This is a genomic window from Thermanaerothrix daxensis (genome assembly GCF_001306145.1).
In the GTDB taxonomy this organism is placed as follows: domain Bacteria; phylum Chloroflexota; class Anaerolineae; order Anaerolineales; family Anaerolineaceae; genus Thermanaerothrix; species Thermanaerothrix daxensis.
The window spans coordinates 564669-584711 of record NZ_LGKO01000002.1; the positions used below are offsets into that span (position 1 = coordinate 564669).

Below are 20043 nucleotides of genomic sequence, written 5' to 3' on the forward strand. Positions count from 1 at the left end.
TTTAGATCTGAAGAGTTCTGTTGGCTAGGGTCTGGGTGGAATCGAGTCCCTGTGCGGTTATTGGGGAGACCAGATGCCCAGCCGCTGAAAGCGCAGCACGCAGGCTAAATATCGCTCTGGCGTGAATTTGGCATACTCGTGACTCTGAAATGCCAAGTACAGCCCCAATCTCTTTGAGCGTCAGACCCTCGTAATAATACAGAGCCAGAATTTGCTGTTCCCGAGGTGGGAGATGCTGCAATGCTTCAATCAAGCAGGCGTGCAGTTCCTCTTCATCCACCTTTTCAGTGGGTGAGAGCTGATTCTCATCGCTCAGAATCTCATGGAGCGATTGCACCTCACTTTCGCTTTCGTTTTCGAGGGGGCTATCTAGGGAAAGGATCAGGCGGCTCGAGTCCACCAGTGCTTGCTGAACCTGAGACACACTCAAGTTGAGGTAGTCAGCCAGTTCCTCCTCGCTGGGCATGCGCTGGAGTTTGCCCCACAGGTCGGAGATGGCTTTTTGAACCAATCGTGCACGTTGCCGCCCTACCCGGCTCAGCCAATCCTGGCTGCGCAGGTAGTCCAAAATCTTGCCCCGAATGCGCAGCACAGCGTAAGTGCTGAACTGCGCTCCGTGTTGTGGAGAATAACGATCTATTGCATCAATTAACCCCAACAGTCCCTGGCTAACAAGGTCCTCGTAATCGGCGCCGATATCGGCAAATATCCCCATGCGTCCCAGGGTGTAATGTACCAGCGAAACATGGCGCAAAATCAACGTCTCACGCAGGGCCGGATCGCGAGTCCTCAAATATTCTTCCAAGAGATGCCGATTCTCTGAAGCATCCATAACTTATAACTCAGGCGTTGATCTCTCGAGTGCTCTGGGGTGGTTCAGACGGAGTGACCTGGCACTTCTGGAGGGCAATCTGGGCTTCCAGCAGTGCACGAACAAGATTATCAGAAAGGTACCATACCAGGAAGCCCAGAATTAACATGACCCCAGCAGTGCGAGCAAGGGCAAGTAACCAGGGCGCGTGATTAAGCAGAGAGACGACCAAGACAAGAACCCCGCTCAGACTAATCCACAGCCATCCAAGGCTTAATGTCAGTTCCACCAGAGGCGGTGTGGCCGTGAGGCGAGGTGGTTGGGCAGTTGTTGTAGAGGGGGGTCGAGGGGTTGATGGTTCGGTTGGGGTTTTCTTGGGGCTCATAAGCGTACCTCCCCAATCAGGGATTTGACCAGGCGGCTGGCAATTGCAGGATGCAGATCATCAAGCACGCGCCGCCCCTGCATGAAAAAGGCAATTGGAATCTGGGTCTTCCAGGCAAGGTTGTAGAGATTTCCGAGGGTGAGCGTTTCATCTAATTTCGTGAAAACCAGGCCCTGCACGCGAAACGGGGTAAGAACATTAATCAGATGATGCAGGTCGCTTTCCTTAGCCGTGGCTGGCAAGGTCAGATACAGCTTGCGTCTGGGAGCCTCACTTAGGAAAGATGCCAGCCAGAGCAACCCTTCCTCGCTTTGGGGATTGAGCGCGGGGGTATCTACCAGGAGCAGGTCATAATTGCCTGTATCGCCTTGAAGGTGCTGGCGAAACTCCTCTGGGGTATACGCAATTTGCAGGGGAACGCCCAGCAACTCGGCAAAGGTGCGGGCTTCGTTCAGCGCGGCGGTGCGTACGGTATCAAGGGTGACCCAGGCAACCCGGCGCTGAAGCACCCGCATGGCGTAGGCAGCCAGACGTGCGCACAGGCTGGTTTTTCCGCTACCACTGAGTCCGCTGATAAAAATGAGCCCTTGTAATTGCTCAAGGGGCGGAGGAGCCACCCGGATGCCTCCTTCTAAATGGCGCAAAATGAAAAAACGCACTTTGGCTTCATCTTCCAAAGCCTCTGGTGGCAGGCCGAGACGTGCTGCATTTAGAGACCACTGGATGATGGCTTCGTCTATCCCCTGATCCTCCAAGTGCTGGCGGATTTTGGAGAGGGCAGTGGGCAGGGTTTCGGTCTGGGTAAGGGGTTTTGTGTGAGTTTGTGAAGAAGGTGGAGGGGCTTCACGGCTGATTTGAAGAAGGATATCGAGCGGGCTTGCCCCGGGTGCTTTCTGGGGAACGTGGGATGGTGGGAAGTCATTCCCTTCTGCCGCGGTGGAGCTTTCTGCTCTTTCGACCACTTGCCTTTCGCGCTGGGGTGGGGCCGCTTGATTGGGAATTGCATCATTGAGGGAGGTGGCAGATGGGTTCTTCATAGCCACCACCTCAAAGATGGGTTTACGCCAGATTTGCCAGGGGGCACCTCCCGGAACTTCGCGCATGGAAACCACAATGGCATCTGCCCCAAATTCCCGTTGAACCTGTTGCAGGGCGCTCAGCATGTCGTGTCCGCGGAATGTCTTGGTGATCGGAGGGTTTCTCATGGGTTACTCCACCATGCCGTGGGACTGCACGCGCGTACCTGGGCTAACCTCAGAAAACGCCAGGACGATCAGGTTGGGCAACACTGGATGGACCAAACGGCGAAAAGCCAGACGCAACTCGCGGGGACAGAGCAGGATGGGGTAGTGTCCGGCCTGCGCCAGTTTTTCCATTTGCTCTGCAGTGCCTTTGAGGATGCGCTGGGCCAGAGCGGCATCAATCTGAAAGTTGAGGCCATTGGTTGAATTATTCAATGCCTCGCGAAGTGTTGTTTCTAACTGCGGGGAAAGGGTAAAAACATGTAAGCAGTTGTTCTCATCCCGATAAGGGCTGGAGATAGCACCAGCCATTGCCTGGCGGATTGCTTCGGCCAGGATGTCTGGATCTCGGGTGGTGTTGATGTGGGTGGTGATCACTTCTAGAATACCGGCTAGGTTGCGGATGGGAACGCGCTCGCTGAGCAGGTTGCGGAGCACGGCCTGTAACTCGCCCAGGCTAATGAGATCCGGCACAACCCCTTCCACGGCGGCTGGTGAGCGGGCTTTGAGATGGTTGATCATCTCCTGCACCATTTGGCGATCCAGTAATTCGGGAGCGTGTTGTCGGAAGAGTTCGGCTAAATGGGTGCTCAATACGGAGAGCGGTGTGACGACGGTGTAACCAAGCAGTTCGGCGCGTCCGCTCTCTGCCTCGCTGATCCAGACAGCCGGCAACCCAAACGCGGGTTCGGTGGTAGGAATGCCCTTGAGGGTTTCGGTGCTGGTGGAGGTGGGGATGGCTAACATGTGATCCAACAACAGTTCACCTCGTGCAACCTCCTGCCCGCGAATTTTGACCCGGTAGGCCTGTGGCGGAAGGCGCAGATTATCCCGAATGCGCACAATTGGGAGAATAAGTCCGAGTTCTGTGGCCAGTTGACGACGCAAGGTGGTAATACGTCTAAGCAAGTTATCTGGGGCGGCCTCATCAATCAAGGGGATCAAGCCGTAGCCAATCTCCAGTTCCACCGGATCTACCACCACAACTTCCAGCATGTCGGAGGGGCTTTCGGCTTCAGGTTTGGGAGCAGTGGCTTCCTCAATGACGGTCGTGGCGGCTTTCTGCTGAGCCTGATGGACCCAGTAGGCGGCTCCTCCCAATGAACCTGCCAGCAAGAGGAAAGGTAGTTTAGGAAAACCAGGAATGAGGGCAATTAGCCCCATTATGGCAGCACCAGCCACAAGGGCATTGAAATTGGAAAATTGACCCAAGATCTCATGGCCCAAGGAGCGCTCAGAAGCATTGCGCGTGACAACCAGGCCCGAGGCGGAAGAAATGAGCAGAGCGGGTACCTGGATGGCAAGGCCGGCCCCGATGGTGAGTAGTGTGTAAGATTGGAGGGCGTCCATGAGGGATAAGCCGCGCTGAAGCACCCCAATGGCAAAACCGCCCAGGATGTTAACCACCATGATGATCAGCGCGGCTATCGAGTCGCCTTTGACAAACTTACTGGCACCGTCCATCGAACCGTAGAAGTCGGCTTCCAATTCGATCAGACGACGGCGTCGGCGGGCCTCTTCTTCATCAATCAGTCCTGCGTTAAGGTCGGCATCAATGGCCAGTTGTTTACCGGGCATGGCGTCAAGGGTAAACCGGGCGGCTACCTCTGCCACGCGTCCAGCACCGTTGTTGATAACCACAAACTGGATGATCATCAGCATCAGGAAGATCACCACGCCGACCACATAGTTGTTGCCCAGGATGAGATTGCCGAAAGTTTCCACCATTTTCCCGGCGTGACCCTGAACCAGAATAAGCCGGCTAATGGCAATGTTGATACCCAAACGGAAGAGAGTGACCAATAAGAGCAGCGTTGGAAATACTGAGAAGTCCATTGGCTGGCCAATGTAAAGGGTGAGGAGCAAAATGCCGATGGAGAGAGCCAGGTTCGCTGCTAACAAGACATCCACAACGACCGGGGGCAGTGGTAGAAGTAACAGTAAGACGATGACCACGACCCCCACAGCCAGTGCATAATCGCTGGAGCCCAGAAGGTGTGAGATTTTGAGGGTTGGGAAGGGACGCGTCTCTGTGGTCATACGTTCAAATCCTGGAAGTAAAATCTCATGTTGCCACGGGCTGGGAAAGACTTCCATTCAAGCGGTAAACGTAAGCTAGTACTTCGGCAACGGCGGTGTAAAGCTCGGGGGGGATCTCCTGATCCAGGTCTACCGTCTGGTAGAGGACACGTGCTAATGGTGGATTTTCAACAATTGTGATACGGTTGGCACGGGCGATCTCCTTAATGCGCTGGGCCAGCAGATTGGTGCCTTTGGCGATTACCTTGGGAGCCCGCATGGTGGCCGGTTGGTATTCGAGGGCCACTGCTACGTGAGTCGGGTTGGTAATCACGACAGTGGCCTTAGGGACATTTGCCATCATGCGGGTACGGGCAAGGCGTTGCTGGTAGGAGCGGATGCGACTGCGCAGGAGAGGATCTCCTTCGGTCTGTTTCAGTTCCTCTTTTACTTCTTCGCGCGTCATGCGCAGTGAGCGCATATAATTCCAACGCTGATAGCCATAATCAAGGATCGCCAGGATCAGATAGAGAATGGCAATCTGGAAAGCCAGACCCAGCGCCAAATCGAACCACAGGGTAATACCGCTGACAAAGTCGTTCTGATTCAACCCCAGGAGAATGGGTAGGCGAGGTCGTAGATAGGCATAGCCTACTCCCCCGATTAACCCCAGTTTGAGTAGGGCTTTACCCAGTTCAATCAGACCGTGCAGGGAAAATAGGCGTTTTAATCCTTTGAGTGGATTCAGTCGATCCAGGTGAAAACCCAGACGCTTGGTAGACCACAGAAAGCCGGTCTGGGCCAGATTAGCGGCGATGGCAGTGAGCAGCAACCCACCGAGGTTTACTCCCAGCCATGGCATCCATAAACTTGCATGGATGGTAAGGTTACTGGGAAGGTGGCCTGGGGTGGCCGGAAAGTTTTCGGGTAACGCGATGATCAGGGCTTTGATCCATTCTCCCATGCCATTGACCAGCTGGCGTCCCACCGTCCGCACGAGCAAAAGCCCCACTAGCAGGATAGCGGCGGCGCTCAGTTCGTGGCTGCGCGCCACATTGCCTTCCAGGCGGGCTTCACGGATGCGTTTGGGTGTGGGTTGCTCAGTACGCTCGCTCATTGGGGTTATCCTCCAAGTAGACGAAGCATACGGGGCCCCGCCTGTTCCAGAAGGGAGATCAGACCAGGTAAGGTGTAAGCGAGGCTCATTCCCAACACCAAAAGCCCGGCGCCGATTTTGAGGGGCAGACCCAGGAAGAAGACCTGAATCTGGGGCGCTGTGCGAGCCAATAACCCCAGTCCAAGATCAGCAAGCAGGAGAGCGCCGTAGACGGGCAAAGCAATCTGAATGCCGTTGAGGATGAGGATGGCGCTCGTGTGAAGAATCTCTTCCAGAGACAGACTGCTCAAACTGGTGTTGAGGGGGAGCACTTCAAAGGTCTGAGCGAGAGCAGCAATCACCTTAAGATGCCCGTTGATGATCAGGAAGATCAGCATAGCCAGCATGACGAAGAACTGATCCAGCACGGATCCGGAATCCCCCATTAGTGGGTTTAGATAGCGTCCGGCAGCAAACCCACTACCCAGGCCGATCAATTCCCCGGCGGCTTGTAGTGCCCCAAAGGTGAGATCCAGGGCTAAACCAGCAGTTAGACCAATAATGAGTTCGCGTAAGATGGCAACGGTAAAAGGAAACAGCGAAAGTGCCGGGGCATCTTTGGCAATGGACTGCCAGGGGAAAATCAGGGTGGTGAGGAGAATGCCTAGGCCGATGCGCACCGAGGTGGGGATGGTTTGCCCCCCCAGTACCGGAAGGCGGGCGAGCAGAGCCAGGACCCGCGTGAGGGCCAGAAAGAAAAATTGGGCCTGGGCAACCGAAACCATAATCATAGTGAGGATTACCTCCGCTTCTGAGCATACCTCAAGCCCATGAAGGCTGCAGTAAAGCCAGGATGAAGCAGGGATAAAGTTTGCGTAAATTCCTGGGTGGGGCCTAAATATGGGGTATAACCGGGCGTTAATGAAAGTTTTGCAGGCGATGAATTTTTGCCCTTCGTTTCTACCCAAGCCGACGTTGCACGCGTGCCAGCAATTCCTCGGTATCCACAGGCTTGATCAGGAAGTCTTGTACTCCCAATGCCGCTGCTTCAGCCACGACTTCAGGAAAGCCTAGCGAGGTAATGATAATCACCTGCGTGTGTATCAGCCGATCTTCTTGCTTCAACCGTCGAATCAAGTCCAATCCATTGAGATGGGGCAGCCATATATCGGTGATCAAGAGATCGGGAGGTTGCTGATAGCACAGAGTGAGGGCTTCATCCCCTTCGGCAGCGGTTACAACCTTCAGGTTTAGTCGTTTCAGGGCAGTTGCCAGCAGGTCGCGCACCAAAGCATCCCGTTCAGCCAGGATAACCACGGGACGACGAGAAGCAGATGAAAATTCGGCGGTTTCGTTCATGGCGAGGACTGGTTGACCAGATAACGATAGGCTTGCTCGCGGAGGCGCTCAAATCCCTCTGCGGTCAAATGCAGGGTTGCCAGGGCTTCGGGGTGAGGGACGTCCCCATAGGGGTCGGTAACTCCGATTGCGTCGCGGGTGGCAATAGCACTGGCCAGGTTGACAATGGAAGCTAGGCGAGGATGCTCAAACGAAAGTGAGGGGGCATGGTGATAACGAATGGCTTCCACCAGTACCGGGGGGAACGACCACTTCTCTGCCATGAGACCTCCCACTTGGGCATGATTTAGGCCGATTAATGCCTCTTCGGCTTGCCAGAGCAGGCTCTTTTTGTTTTGTATCATTTCAAGGAAGGTCTGATAATCCAGAAGCAGATACTGGTCCAGGAGTAACTTTCCTATGTCATGCAGCAATCCCCCAATGTAAGCCTCTTCAGGATTGGGGTAGCCAAAGTGGTGAGCCAGCCACTGAGCGACGGTTGCCGAGGCAACGGCGTGGTTCCAGAGTTGACCCGGCCCGAGGCGGTAGCCTGGTAGTCCTCGGCTTAGTTGGTTGGAAACCGCCGCTCCCATGATTAGGGTCTTGATACGTTTGAAACCCAGGCGCATAATAGCGGTGCTGAGGGTTGTGCACTCGGGTCCATATCCGAGGGAGGCTGCATTGGCCATGTGGAGGATTTGTGAGGCCAGCGCTTGGTCTAACCCGATCAGTTCTGCCAGTAATGCAGCCGTGGTGTCCGGCTCATCCAGGGCGCGTAGTATACGAGTCACATTCCCCGGCAGTGGGTGAAGCCGATCAATGGCTTGAAGCAGTTGGGTGAGTCGCGCTGAGCGCATAGGTGGCCTTGGGGTCTTAGTGGATAAGATTGGGGAGACCTTGGAAGAGATTAACCGTAAACTGGACCAGTTGTTGTAACATCCACGCACCAAGGAGGAGAAAGACCAGGGCAATGCCAATGATTTTGGGAATGAATGTCAGGGTGACCTCGTTGATTTGTGTGGCAGCCTGAATCAGACTAACCAGGCTCCCGATGATCAGGCTGATGATGAGCACGGGACCGGCCAATATTAGAGCAATCATCAGAGCGTTTTGGGCCAGAGATAGCACAAAAGTTTCGCTCATAAGGACTCCTCGCTTACTGAATGAAACTCAGGGTCAGGGAACGAGTGATGAGATACCAGCCGTCTACCATGACAAAAAGCAGCAACTTAAACGGTAGGGAAACTAGTGAGGGTGGCAGCATCATCATTCCCATTGAGAGCAAAATACTGGAAACAACCATGTCAATCACCAGGAAGGGAATATACAGTACAAATCCCATGGTGAAGGCGGTCCGCAATTCACTGATCACGAATGCGGGTAGGAGCACAGCAGTGGGAATGTCATCCAGCGAGTTGGGCTGAGGACTGCCGTTAATTTCGAGAAATAATTGGAGGTCTTTCTCGCGCGTCTGTTTGAACATGAACTGGCGTAGTGGTTCAACGCCACGCTGGAAAGCCGTTTTCTGATCAATCTCCTGCTTCAGGTAGGGCTGAATGGCTTGTTGGTCAATCTGAGCGTAGACCGGTGTCATGATAAAGAAAGTAAGCACCAGTGACAACCCAATGATGACCTGGTTAGGGGGAATGGTAGGAGTGCCGATGGCATTGCGCAACATAGAGAGAACGATGACAATGCGCGTGAAGGAAGTGGCCAGGACTAGGATTGAGGGTGCCAGGCTCAGCACGGTTAGGAGCACAAGCAGTTGTACTCCTGCACTCATTTGCTGGGGGGAGGTAGCAGGCTCCACGCTCAGGGTCACACCCGGGGCATTGATTTCCGAACCGCTCATACACCCACTGAGAAGGAGAGTGGTTCCCAGTGCAATCAACCCCAAAAGCAGAAAACGTCGTGTTCTGATCATCGCCCGACCTCACCAAATCGAGATCTTGAAAAGGGGGCAGGTGAGTCGAAAGAGCCATTGAGGTGCTCGGCCAGAAGGTTAGTGAAGGAGGGAGGGACTGCTTTGTCCGTATCGGCGGGTTGTTGGGAGGAGAGTATTGTGTCGGGGGGTAAGACACTGATCAGGGTGATCTGGTGCTCGGTAGCCCCAATGAGATACTGTTGCTCGCCAATGCGTATCAGGTGCAGAGCGCGGCGCGGCCCAAGTGAGAGGGTTTCTTGAATAGTCATCTGGTGGGTAGAAGCCCGGGAGAAAATCCCTTTCCAGCGTTTCAACCCCTGCACGCTCAAATAGAGTACTCCCAGGATGACAGTTAGAGCAAGCAGGGTGCGCCCGAGCAGGTAGGCGGTGCTATCCCGAGAAGCAGCGGATTCACTGCCCAGGGCAGTGCCAATCAGAAAAAGCAATCCTGCTCCCAGCCAAGGCCAGGTGGACCGCTTTTGTAGAAGGGCTGACAAGCGGCTCAAGATTTGCTGCGGTTTGAGCATGGCTAGCCCTCTTTATCCCGTTTCTGTGAGATCAACTCACTAATTCGCACGCCGAATTTATCATCCACAACGACTACCTCGCCCCGTGCGAACAGGCGGTCATTAACGTAAATGTCCACCAAGTCGCCAGCCAGGCGATCCAGTTCGACAACCGAACCGTTTTGCAAGTCCAACACCTGTCGTAGAGACATCTGCGTGCGCCCCAGTTCCACCGTGACCCGGAGCAAGATATCATACAGCATGTCCAGGTTGGCTTTGCCATCTGTTGCCCCGACGCTTTTGGGGGGGACGGAGGATGGCACACGCTCAATGGGTGGAGTGACCTCGGATGGGCGTTCTTCGGGCTTCCGTTCGGGGATGGCGTTAGAGATATTTTCTTCCATGACTCGGGTTCCTCTGGCTCTAAATAGTATGGGTCAGGCAGGCTCATTGATCTTTCCAGTGATTTGAACGGCCAAGTGTTTACCTACTTTGCCGATGCGGGCATAGAACTTATCTTTATGGGCTACTTGGACGGTCAGATCTTGTTGAATGTTGGTATCCAGGACAATCACGTCCCCCACTTGTAGGTTGAGTACTTCACGTAAGCGCATTTGACAACTTCCCAGCCACACGTTGACCGGCAGGTAGACCTTATGCAGGTTCTCCAGAGCGATTTGTCGTGCAATCGGGTCAATTTGCTTTTCCTTGCGTCCTGAAATCCAAACGTGGGGATTGAGATCGTTGGCAATGGGTTTGAGGGTGCTAAATGGGATGTAAATGCTCATGGTGCCGGTGGTGTTCTGGATTGTCATTTCAAATGTGAGGCACATTACCCGCTCATTGCCCATGAACATTTGCACCCAGTGCTGATTAATCGTGCTGTCTTCCAGGGTAGGTTCGATTGAGACCACTTTGCTCCAAGCGGCTTTGATGTCGTTGAGCATGTTTTCTACCAGGTCGCGAAGGAGCGATTGGTCAATATCGGTGAGGGGGCGGTCTTTGCGATTCAAGTTGGAAAGTTTTCCGCCCAACAACTGTTCTAGCATGATTCGATCAATGTTCGGGCTGAAGGTCAGGACGATGCGTCCGGGCAGAGGCGCCAGGATAATCATGTGATACAGACTGTTGGGGGGCATGTCCTTAAGAAAATCATGGAAGCGCCCCTGCTCGGTGTGGACCATGCGGGGTTTCAGGTTGGTGCGCAGGATGGTAGGCAGAGAGGTCGCCAGGCGTTCGGCTAAGTCCTCGTGCACCAGTTCCACCGCTCGCATTTGCTCTTTCGAGAAGCGGTCCGGTGACCAGAAGTTGTAGGTGCTGATATTGCGCCCTTTCTCAGTTTTCTCGCGCGGCGCTGCAGGAGTCTGGCCCATTAACTCGGCGAGGTTGATGCTTCCCCCGTCCCCGGACTTTTCCAGTTCGATGGCACCGCTTAGCAAGGCGTCAATCTCAGCCTGCGTGAGCATGGCTCAATCCTCACTCAACAACGAATTCTGAAAAATAAACGGCAATGACCTGATGTTCGGGAATGCGGGTGTTGATGCCGTTCATGATGTCCTGGCGCAGTTGTTCTTTGCCCTCGGCGGTATAAAGCATGTCAAAAGTCTTCGTAGAGATGAGAGTGATGATAACATCGTTGATCAGGGGCAGTTTCTGATTAATGTCGTCTTTAAGGCTCTGATTGGGGTCGGTTGGTTGGGATTCACCTTTGGCCTTGGTGCTTTGGGTCTCGGGTAAAGCCTCTGGGCGGAATTCCAACACCACGTTAATGCGGATATAGCGCCTTCCGGTGGGGTCTGCCAGATTGATGATCTTGGCACCTGTATCTATCATGACCCCTTGCCCTGGCAGGATGTGGGGGGTGGGGGTGGGTAGAGCAAGGGTGGGGGCTTCGCTGGCGATGGGAGCACCATCGTTGCGCGCCTGACCAGGGTAGGAGTAGCTGAGGTAAAAGGGCTTAGGAAGATCGTCTGGAGCAAAGACGATGTAAGCGACTGCCAGGCTCAACAAATTACCAGTCAGGAGGGTCAACACAACAGCGACTTTCAAAACAATACTCAGAATGTTTGTGACCTTGGCCATAGGCGCTCCTCAATTGCCAGAAGATGAACTTAACCCCGTTTCAGAGCCTAAGAGCGGCGTGATGATGTTGGATTCAACACGGTAAATAATGATGATATCGGCGCGGCTGTTAAGGGCACGGTGTTCAGGGGTGTCATTGGGAAAGATGGGTTGGAACTCACCACGCCCAGCAACGGTGATGCGTTTAGGATCTATCCCGGCATTTAAGAGGTAATTTGCGATGACCATGGCTCGCGCGATCGAAAGCTCCCAATTGTTGGTATAGCGGGGATCCAGTGGCGGGCTATTATCGGTATGCCCGACAATGCGGATGTTATTGTCAATGGGTTTAAGCATTTGGGCAATTACGTCCAGTACTGGATAGGCAGTGGGTTGCAGTTCGGCGGTACCTGGGGTGAACAGCAGTTGCTGGCTAAGTGAGATCAGGACTCCTTCAATGTTATTCTGGACGCTTACTTCGCGTCCCATGTTGTATTGAGATAATAACTGAGTCAGTTGTCCTGCAACTTCCTGTGACTCAGGAGGTTTGCGAGGAATACCGGGGATGATGATGGGATTGGGGGAACCATCTGGGTTTTTGCCCCCACCCTGATTGATGGTAGGGTCAACAATGCGTACCGCCCCACCCAAGGAAAAGGCTGCTCGCAGGCTCTCGGCCAGTTGCTTGTATTTCTCAACATCAATCTGGCCCATGGAGTAGAGCACTACGAAAAGCACCATGAGCAGGGTGATGAAATCGGCGTAACTAACCAACCAGCGCTCGCTGCCGCCATCACCCTCGCCGCCACCGTGACTCATGCTTCTGCCCTCGCTTTCTTGGATTCTGCTGGCGCATTAGCGCCCTGAGGCTGTTTTTCAGCACTTGCCGCGTATTTAGGGGGTAAGAAAGCCATCAGTTTCTCACGCACAATCCGCGGGTTTTCCCCCGCTTGAATGGCTAAAATCCCTTCCATGATCATGTAACGGTATTGCACCTCTTCCTCGCTGCGCGATTTTAGTTTCGCGGCAATTGGGAGGTAGATAAGGTTCGCCATCAGCAATCCCCAGAGGGTGGCCAGGAAGGCCGAGGCGATGGAACGTGCCAATTGGTTGGGGTCATCCAGTTGTTTGAGCACGCTGATCAACCCCATGACGGTACCGATAATACCGAATGTGGGCGAGAAGCCACCTGCCGCGGCGAACAGTCCGGCTCCTCGGCGGTGACGGTTCTCCATGTGGTGGATACTGCTTTCTAGAATCTCACGCACCTGATGGGGGTCAACGCCATCAACGACCATCATGATCCCTTTTTGTAAAAAGGGTTCTTTTATCTTCTTGGCTTCATCCTCCAGGGCTAGCAGTCCTTCACGGCGGGCTTTGTCAGCCATGCGGGTGATTAGTTCGATGATTTCAAGTGGCTCGAAGTGGTTCTGGGTGATGGCCAAGATGATGAGTTTGGGCAGTTTGAGCACTTCTCTAAGCGGTGAAGAGATTGTGGTTGCTGCTAATGACCCTCCGACGATGAGCAGAATAGGAGCGGGGTGAGCAATAAGTTCAACCGGTGAACCCCCGTCCAGGATCAAGACGGTAATCAAAATCACCACACCTGCAATAAAACCAACGATTGTGGCCAGATCCATACTATGCTCCTGCGGAGTGAGGTTCGTAACGCCCTGCCAGCAAGGCGCGGCGATATTCAATAACCCGGCGGGCAACTTCCTGGGGTGTTTCTTGCACCATGACCTTGGACTCGTCTACCAGGGTAATAACGGTATCGGGCGTGGCCTCTACGCTTTTGATTAATTCAGCGTTGAGGTAAAAGGGGGTGCCTTTGAAATGGGTCAAACAGATCACTGCAAACCTCATTCGGTCTCGGGTAAACGCTTGGTAAGCCATATGTCGCGCGCTTTCTTTTTAGCACACCTGGGGGTGAAGAGCCGTAAATTGGCCGTGAAGGTGAAGTTAACCTTCCCTAAAAAATGGCTAAATCTATAAATTGAGATTTTTGTAAGGATAGTGTTAATTCCATGAGGCCTCACGCGGCTTATAATCTGCTACAGACCTGTGCAATTTGTGCGTGAATATCCGGATGAATGGAGGCAAGTTGGTGCAAACCTATCGGTTGATCGTGCTGGATGACGATCTTGCCCAGGGGGAAATGATCAAGGCCTATCTTGAACTCGTCAGCCAATATCAGGTGGATATCACCACCCACACGGAGGCTTTCTGGGAGCAGATCAACCGAACGCCCTACGATCTGGTCTTGCTGGATTACAAGTTGGAAGAAACCAATGGCCTGGAAGTATTGTCTCAAATGAAACAACGCGGGGTGCGCCTCCCGGTTATCATGATCACCGGTGAGGGAGATGAGCGCGTTGCTGTGCGGGCTATCCAGGAGGGCGCCAGCGATTACTTGGTTAAAGGCAGTGATTACCTCCCCTCTCTTCCCGGCCTGATTCAGCGAGCGGTACGTATGTTTGAGTTACAGACACTGGCAGAGCGCTCCATGGAGGAGGCGCGCTACCAGGCGCTGATGCTTGACAACATACGTGATGCCGTAGTGGTTTGGGACCTGGAAGGGAAAATCACCTATTGGAATTTTGCGGCTGAGAAGTTGTTTGGTTGGAAGGCCGTTGAGCGGTTAGGGGAATCGGCAGAAGAATGCTATTTCAATTTATTTGATCCCCCCATCCGTATGCCTGGCCCTGAGGATACAGCGGGGTTGGAGGTCGAGCGCGCCTGTGTTAACCGTCATGGTCGGCATTTGTGGATCAGTTCGCGGGTTATGCCGCTAAGGCAGTATTCACCTGAGGCTCGTTTGCTGGGCTTTATGGATGTTTCGCGTGACGTGACGCGGCGTCGCCAGGAACGTGAGATGTTGCGCCAGAGCCAGCATTTCATTACGCGCATCTTGGAGACCTCGCCGAGTATGTTATATCTTTATGACCTGAGCGAGGATCGGCTTGTTTATGTCAATCATCGCATTAAGGATGTGCTTGGAGTGCCCGCGGGTTCCTGGCTGGGTAAAGAGGGGGATCTCCTTTTCAGAACTATTCACCCGGAGGATGCCCCGCTGCTACAACAATTCCGTCAGACGCTCAAGCAGGCACGCGATGGCGAAGTGTTGGAAGCCGAGTTTCGGATTCGCGACGGGGGTGGGGGGTGGCGCTGGGTTTACACCCGGGAGACAATTTTTCAGCGAAGCGCGGAGGGCGAACCGGTACAGATTCTGGGTGCCGCGCAAGATATCTCAGCACGACGGCGAATCGAGGAAGACTTAAAGCGACGCATTAAGAATGAGCGGTTGTTGGCTGAGATTTCCTCTCGTTTTATCCATCTTGACCAAATCCATTTAGAAAGTGAGATCAGCGCAAGCCTGCGTCTCCTGGGTGATACAATCGGTGCTAGCCGCGTATATCTCTATCTATTGCCCCCTGGTGAGGAAGCCCTCCACTTGTATGTGTTCTGGGAAAGCGCGGAGGTCTTTCGTCGTTTTTCTCACGGATTAAACAAACAGGTGGTTCTAGAGGATATTCCGGAGCTGTGGGGGATGCTTCAAAGTGGACGCAGTGTGCGCTGGATTGAGCAAGATGAACAGGGTGCTGTGGCTCTGTGGCAAGAATATCAATCCTTACAGCCCGAGAGGGTGGGGGCATTCTTGCTGCTCCCATTACTCCATAATCAGCGTATTTACGGGGTGCTGGGGTGTGAGAGTCTTTCGGATAGGCTATCAGGCCACGAAGGTGATTTATCGCTCGTTCAAGAGGTTGGACGTATCCTGACCAATGTCATAGTGCAGGCGGATTTCAATCGAGCCCTGCGGGAGAGTGAAGCACGCTACCGCGCCATTGTAGAGGACCATCAGACCGAACTCATTTGTCGTTTCGACCCCCATGGAAACCTGACATTCGTCAATGAAACTTTCTGTCGTTATTTTGGACGTGAGCGGGAGGCCCTTTTGGGGGTTTCTATTCTGGAACTGGTGCATTCCTCTGACCGGATGGATGTGGAGGAGGGCATTGCCAAACTTACTCCCTCTGCCCCGGTCAGTACTTATGAAGCCCGCCTTTTTGGTGGGGACGAACAAGAGATATGGATTGAGTGGACCAGCCGTGCGATTTTTGAGCAAGGGGGAGATTGCCTTATTGAAGTTCAATCCATTGGTCGTGATATTACCGAACGGAAGCGTCTTGAAGCCCAGGTAGAAGCCACCCGCGTACAATTGGCTGAGGCCAACCGTCTGGCCTCAATTGGGTTGCTGGCTGCCAGCGTGGCTCATCTCATCAACAACCCGTTGACTGCTATTATTGCAGAGGCTCAATTGCTGCTGCATCAGTCCGGTCATCAGGCGCGCATCCGCGAATCGGCAGAGGCCATTGAAAAAGCCGGCTGGCGGGCGCAGCAGGTGGTACAAAAATTGCTCGGTTTCTCCAGCCGTGCTTCCGAGCCCCATACGCTGGTGGACGTCAATCAGACAGTGCGCCAGGCATTGGAACTGTTGAGTGACCCTCTGAACGAGGCTTCATTGCATCTGGAGTTATCTCTTCAGGAACCCTTACCTGGGGTGTGGGGAAATGCTGGTCAACTGGTTGATCTGTGGTTAAATCTGCTTTGGTTGGCTCTGGATGGAATTGCTTTAACTAGACCCGCACATCCTCGTATAGTCCTCAGGACCCGCAGTCTGGGTGGGCAAGTGATGGTTGAGATTATGGATAATGGCAAAGTTATTCCACCCGAGGCGATGAGAGTCATATTTGAGCCACAGGTGGTTTCGCCAAGTGAGGGGCGAGGGACGGGAATTGAGTTTACCCTGTGCCGTGAACTGGCACGCCAGAATCAGGGCGTGATCGAGGTGGAGAGTCAACCTGATCAAACGTGTTTTCGAGTCTTATTTCCTGGAATCAATCATAATTAGAAAGAGGTAAGAGGGGTATGGAACCGGCTAACATTTTAGTTATTGAAGACGATACCATCGTAGCGCGCACTATTGAACGTTGTTTGCGGGGTGAAGAATTTCGTGTGACGGTTGCCAATAGCGGCATTGAGGGCTTAAAAGCGGCCCGTCGGCATGTCCCAGATCTGGTGATTCTGGACGTCATTATGCCAGGAATGGATGGGTATACTGTCTGCAAGGAAATGCGTAATGATCCTCTCTTGGCGGATGTCCCCATTCTTTTTCTTACCGCCAAGGTAAAGGATGAGGATCGGATTGCGGGTTTTCGTGCCGGAGCAGATGACTATCTAGGTAAGCCGTTCAATTTGGATGAGTTGATTTTGCGAGTACGCGCTATTCTTAAGCGTACACGATATCGTACAAAAAGCGGCAGCGAGGAAGAAACTTCTGGGCGGGCTTCTCCATTAGGACAGTTGATTCCAGGGATTTTTCAGAGCAAACGAAGCACGGAAAAGACACCCGAGTCAACGCGTCTTATCTCGTTACGGGGGTACACTCTGGATACGCAGACCTTTGAGGTCATTACGCCTCACGCAGGACGCATTCGTCTTACCCCGGTGCAATATGATCTCTTATATCATCTGATGACCCATCCGGGAGAAATCTTTTCCCCTCAGCGCCTGCTGGATGAGGTTTGGGACTATCCCTCAGATGCCGGAAGTCCGGATTTGGTCCGGGTGCATATTAAAAACTTGCGAGAACGCATCGAGCGTGACCCCAAAGCGCCAAGTTTCATTGAAACTGTGCCAGGCTATGGCTATACCATCCGCAAAGAAGAGACTGCCTGAGCATGGATGCCCGTTCGTTGTTGCCCCTTTCTCCTTCACTCCCTCTTGGGCTTGAGGTGGTTGAACGCCTCAATGATCTGCTTTGGATGCATGCCAATCTGGCTGAAGCACTGAGGGGGGCGCTGGAATTCATTTGTTCGGCTCTGAAATTCAAGGGGGGCGAGATCTTTGTGCAAAACCGACAGGAGGAGCAACCCTACCTTCACCTGAACCTGCGCGGTCCTGAGGCGTGGGCTCAGCCAAAGGGGCGTGAGCACTTGAACGCACTGGTAAGGCAAATTATTCTGGAAGAGCGGATGCTCCATGGCCAGCCTGATCTGGAGGTGGGGGTTGCCCTGCCGCTGGTCTCGCCCCAGGGTGTGCAGGGAGCATTGGTGCTGGCCGGAGAGCCTTTGAGTAACACCGATGCAGAAGCAATCACTTGGTTAGGCCGAAGCATAGGACGACGGATCGCGGTTGAGCGCACCTGGACCGGTTTGGCAGGGGGACGGCGGGGCTTACAGAAGGCCTTGACGGCTATCAACGCGGCTCACTCGGCGTTTCATGACCTGGAAACCGTTGAAACCCTGCTGGCCCAGGCAGTGAGTGAATTGCTGGGGGCTCAGCAAGTGGTCCTTTATCTTTTAGAGGATACGGGAAGTAACCTGGCCATTCGCAAGACCATGGGGCGTTTGGGGGAGTGGCGCTCTATCACTTCCTTGCGTTTAGAGCGTGGTTTAGTGGCCGAGAGTGCACGCCTGAAAATTCCCGTTATGATTTCCTGTGTTTCCGAGGACGCGCGTTTTGACCCGCAATACGACGGTGCACCCGGAGGGACGGATGCTGCCATGGTTGTTTTCCCCGCCATTGCCGATCAGCGTGTGCAGGGAATTATCGTGGTATATCACCCGGTAGGGCGCATGGTATCGGATGAAGAAAAGCGTTGGTTAAGCGTGCTGGGCGGGGCGTGGGCCTATGCCATTCACAACACCCGCTTGATCAACTCTTTGCGAGTCCTCAATGCCAATCTAGAAGTAAGCCGTTGGCAGTTGATTAATTCACGGAATACGTTACGTGCCCTTTTTGATAGCCTACCAAACAGCATTTACATTGTGGATCGCCAATACACTCTGATGGCGGTGAATAAGAGTCGTGTCTCGCGTTTGGGTCTGCACCCCAGTCAGGTAGTGGGAAAGGCATGTTTTGCTGCGCTTTACGGATACACCCAACCATGCGCTGGCTGTAAAGTCATGGAAACCTTTATGAGTGCTCAGGTCCTGGTCCGTTCCCTGAGCGAGCAGGCTGAAGATGGCTCACTTCGAGAGTGGGAGATCACCACTTATCCTATTCAAGGGGAAGAGGGGGCGACTTTGCAGGTGATTGTCATCGAGAATGATGTCACCGAGCGTCGGCGCATGGAGGCGCGGGTCATCCAATCCGAAAAACTGGCTGCAGTGGGGCAGCTGGCAGCCGGCGTTGCCCATGAGATCAACAATCCACTATCGGCCATTCTGGCGAATGCGCAGTTGCTGCGGCGGGATTTACGTAGCGAAGATGAAGAGGTCGAAGAGTCTCTACGATTGATCGAGATTGCTTCAACTCGCGCTGTGCGAGTGGTGCAGAATCTGCTCTCATTTGCCCGAAAGGATAATGGTGAACTGGCCTGGGTCTCCCTGAACCAAATTTTGGAAAAAGCCCTGGCTCTGCTCAATCACGAGATTGTGGCCCGAGGTGTACGTATTGAGACGCACCTGGCCGAGGATTTACCAGAAATCTTTGGTAGTCCTGAAAACCTGGAAAGTGTGTGGATCAACCTGATCTTGAACGCGATGGATGCCATGCCCCCTGGGGAAGGATATTTGATTATCCGCTCCTGGAAGGAGAATGATGAGACGCTTTGTGTGAGCATACGCGATAACGGACATGGGATTAGCCCGGAGCACCTCCCCCATATTTTTGAGCCATTCTTTACTACAAAGGGGCCCGGAAAGGGCACAGGGTTAGGGTTGTCCCTGTGTTACCAGATTGTGCGTCAGCACGGGGGTGACATTCAGGTCAGTAGCCAACCGGGTGATGGTACCGAGTTTATAATCAGGTTGCCCCTAAAATTGGCGCGCTGAGCTCAGGGAGAAAGGGCCAGTCGAAAGCCCAGAGCCGGGGACGTGTAGGTAGCGATGACGCCTTCGCGCACCGTACAACGCGCCAGTTTACGGCTGTAATACCACGAACCGCCCCGAACCACGTACTTCTCGTTGTCGTTAGGAACTTCTCGTCCATCTATAGCCGAGTACGGATAGGGGCGGAAGAGGCTGCTGGTCCACTCCCATACATTTCCAACCATATCGGCAACACCGTAAGGGCTGTCTCCTGAGGGTGAGTAACTCCCCACCGGGGTGGTGGAAAACTTGCCTCCCTCTTTGGTGTTGCACCGCCAGAGCCCAAACTCATCTCCCCATGGGTAAATTCGGGCGTCCATGTCCCCGCGGGCTGCCTTTTCCCATTCGGCTTCTGTGGGGAGGCGGTACTTTAGTCCAGTCTGTTGGTTTAACCACTCAATGTAAGCCAGCACATCATGACGTGAGACCCCTGTCACGGGATGATCATCGGTGCCGTCGGGGTAATAAAATCCATTCCAGGTGCGTGGCATACGATAGCCAGTTTGCCAGACGAAGGCAAAATAATCGGCGTTGGTCACGGGGTATTGGGCAATATAGAATTCTGGCACATATACAATGTGTTGGGGTTGTTCAACCATGAAGAGGTCGTTGTCGTACCATTCCTGCCATTCCTCGGCCCAATCCTCACTGCGCAACAAGAATAGCACCTGCTCGTCGCTCAGACCCATGGTGAAAGGCCCCTCCGGAATACGAATCATCCGGAAGGAGCGAACCTGATAACTTTTACTGCGCGTTAGAAAGGAGGTGTGACCTTTTTTAGGCAT

Annotated in this window: 21 protein-coding genes; 3 read left to right on the plus strand and 18 right to left on the minus strand. The window is 53.6% G+C overall.

The window, feature by feature from the left end; all coding sequences use genetic code 11:
* Nucleotide 1 precedes the first annotated feature (1 nt).
* The 17 genes from SE15_RS02820 to SE15_RS02900 all read right to left on the minus strand — a co-directional run bounded on the left by SE15_RS02820 (nucleotide 2) and on the right by SE15_RS02900 (nucleotide 13235).
* Nucleotides 2-832: a sigma-70 family RNA polymerase sigma factor gene (locus SE15_RS02820; protein WP_054520580.1), complete on the minus strand. Its 831-nt coding sequence runs from the start codon at nucleotides 830-832 to the stop codon at nucleotides 2-4.
* A gap of 10 nt (nucleotides 833-842) precedes the next feature.
* Nucleotides 843-1196 (minus strand): hypothetical protein, encoded by a 354-nt coding sequence (locus SE15_RS02825; protein WP_054520581.1) that lies wholly within the window; start codon nucleotides 1194-1196, stop codon nucleotides 843-845.
* Nucleotides 1193-2401, minus strand: coding sequence for a flagellar biosynthesis protein FlhF (locus SE15_RS02830; RefSeq protein ID WP_054520582.1), 1209 nt, complete (start codon nucleotides 2399-2401; stop codon nucleotides 1193-1195). The genes SE15_RS02825 and SE15_RS02830 overlap by 4 nt, the downstream gene beginning before the upstream one ends.
* Before the next feature lie 3 nt (nucleotides 2402-2404).
* Nucleotides 2405-4477 carry a flagellar biosynthesis protein FlhA gene (gene flhA, locus SE15_RS02835; protein ID WP_054520583.1) on the minus strand — a complete coding sequence of 691 codons (2073 nt, stop codon included), beginning with the start codon at nucleotides 4475-4477 and terminating at the stop codon, nucleotides 2405-2407.
* 25 nt (nucleotides 4478-4502) lie between these two features.
* Nucleotides 4503-5573, minus strand: a complete 1071-nt coding sequence (gene flhB, locus SE15_RS02840) for a flagellar biosynthesis protein FlhB (protein ID WP_054520584.1) — start codon at nucleotides 5571-5573, stop codon at nucleotides 4503-4505.
* A gap of 5 nt (nucleotides 5574-5578) precedes the next feature.
* Nucleotides 5579-6343, minus strand: coding sequence for a flagellar biosynthetic protein FliR (gene fliR, locus SE15_RS02845; protein ID WP_054520585.1), 765 nt, complete (start codon nucleotides 6341-6343; stop codon nucleotides 5579-5581).
* A 169-nt stretch (nucleotides 6344-6512) separates the two neighbouring features.
* Nucleotides 6513-6911 (minus strand): response regulator, encoded by a 399-nt coding sequence (locus tag SE15_RS02850; RefSeq protein ID WP_054520586.1) that lies wholly within the window; start codon nucleotides 6909-6911, stop codon nucleotides 6513-6515.
* The gene (locus SE15_RS02855; RefSeq protein ID WP_054520587.1) at nucleotides 6908-7747 is read right to left on the minus strand and encodes an HDOD domain-containing protein; all 840 of its coding nucleotides are present in this window, start codon (nucleotides 7745-7747) and stop codon (nucleotides 6908-6910) included. The genes SE15_RS02850 and SE15_RS02855 overlap by 4 nt, the downstream gene beginning before the upstream one ends.
* A 16-nt stretch (nucleotides 7748-7763) precedes the next feature.
* Nucleotides 7764-8033 carry a flagellar biosynthesis protein FliQ gene (fliQ, locus tag SE15_RS02860; RefSeq protein WP_054520588.1) on the minus strand — a complete coding sequence of 90 codons (270 nt, stop codon included), beginning with the start codon at nucleotides 8031-8033 and terminating at the stop codon, nucleotides 7764-7766.
* A 13-nt stretch (nucleotides 8034-8046) separates the two neighbouring features.
* Nucleotides 8047-8814 carry a flagellar type III secretion system pore protein FliP gene (gene fliP, locus SE15_RS02865; RefSeq protein ID WP_054520589.1) on the minus strand — a complete coding sequence of 256 codons (768 nt, stop codon included), beginning with the start codon at nucleotides 8812-8814 and terminating at the stop codon, nucleotides 8047-8049.
* Nucleotides 8811-9341, minus strand: a complete 531-nt coding sequence (locus SE15_RS02870) for a FliO/MopB family protein (RefSeq protein WP_054520590.1) — start codon at nucleotides 9339-9341, stop codon at nucleotides 8811-8813. Before SE15_RS02870 ends, fliP begins: the two co-directional genes overlap by 4 nt.
* A 2-nt stretch (nucleotides 9342-9343) precedes the next feature.
* Nucleotides 9344-9724: a flagellar motor switch protein FliN gene (fliN, locus tag SE15_RS02875; protein WP_054520591.1), complete on the minus strand. Its 381-nt coding sequence runs from the start codon at nucleotides 9722-9724 to the stop codon at nucleotides 9344-9346.
* A gap of 33 nt (nucleotides 9725-9757) precedes the next feature.
* Nucleotides 9758-10786: a flagellar motor switch protein FliM gene (gene fliM, locus SE15_RS02880; RefSeq protein ID WP_054520592.1), complete on the minus strand. Its 1029-nt coding sequence runs from the start codon at nucleotides 10784-10786 to the stop codon at nucleotides 9758-9760.
* A gap of 10 nt (nucleotides 10787-10796) precedes the next feature.
* Nucleotides 10797-11402, minus strand: coding sequence for a flagellar basal body-associated FliL family protein (locus SE15_RS02885; protein WP_054520593.1), 606 nt, complete (start codon nucleotides 11400-11402; stop codon nucleotides 10797-10799).
* A 9-nt stretch (nucleotides 11403-11411) separates the two neighbouring features.
* Nucleotides 11412-12200 (minus strand): OmpA family protein, encoded by a 789-nt coding sequence (locus SE15_RS02890; RefSeq protein WP_054520594.1) that lies wholly within the window; start codon nucleotides 12198-12200, stop codon nucleotides 11412-11414.
* Nucleotides 12197-13021, minus strand: a complete 825-nt coding sequence (locus SE15_RS02895) for a motility protein A (RefSeq protein WP_054520595.1) — start codon at nucleotides 13019-13021, stop codon at nucleotides 12197-12199. The genes SE15_RS02890 and SE15_RS02895 overlap by 4 nt, the downstream gene beginning before the upstream one ends.
* A gap of 1 nt (nucleotide 13022) precedes the next feature.
* On the minus strand, nucleotides 13023-13235 hold the full coding sequence (locus SE15_RS02900; RefSeq protein ID WP_054520596.1) for a flagellar FlbD family protein: 213 nt from the start codon (nucleotides 13233-13235) through the stop codon (nucleotides 13023-13025).
* Nucleotides 13236-13488: 253 nt separating this feature from the next.
* On the opposite strand from SE15_RS02900, the gene SE15_RS02905 reads away from it, so the two are divergent.
* Genes SE15_RS02905 through SE15_RS02915 form a run of 3 tightly spaced genes read left to right on the plus strand, consistent with a single transcriptional unit; the run spans nucleotide 13489 to nucleotide 19222 of the window.
* Entirely contained in the window at nucleotides 13489-16296 is a 2808-nt protein-coding gene (locus SE15_RS02905) for a PAS domain S-box protein (protein ID WP_054520597.1), read from the plus strand.
* 17 nt (nucleotides 16297-16313) lie between these two features.
* Complete coding sequence (locus SE15_RS02910; protein WP_054520598.1) at nucleotides 16314-17123, plus strand: response regulator transcription factor; 810 nt, start codon at nucleotides 16314-16316, stop codon at nucleotides 17121-17123.
* 2 nt (nucleotides 17124-17125) lie between these two features.
* Nucleotides 17126-19222 carry an ATP-binding protein gene (locus tag SE15_RS02915; protein ID WP_054520599.1) on the plus strand — a complete coding sequence of 699 codons (2097 nt, stop codon included), beginning with the start codon at nucleotides 17126-17128 and terminating at the stop codon, nucleotides 19220-19222.
* Nucleotides 19223-19224: 2 nt separating this feature from the next.
* On the opposite strand, the gene SE15_RS02920 is transcribed toward SE15_RS02915, so the two are convergent.
* Nucleotides 19225-20043 carry a formylglycine-generating enzyme family protein gene (locus SE15_RS02920; protein ID WP_054520600.1) on the minus strand — a complete coding sequence of 273 codons (819 nt, stop codon included), beginning with the start codon at nucleotides 20041-20043 and terminating at the stop codon, nucleotides 19225-19227.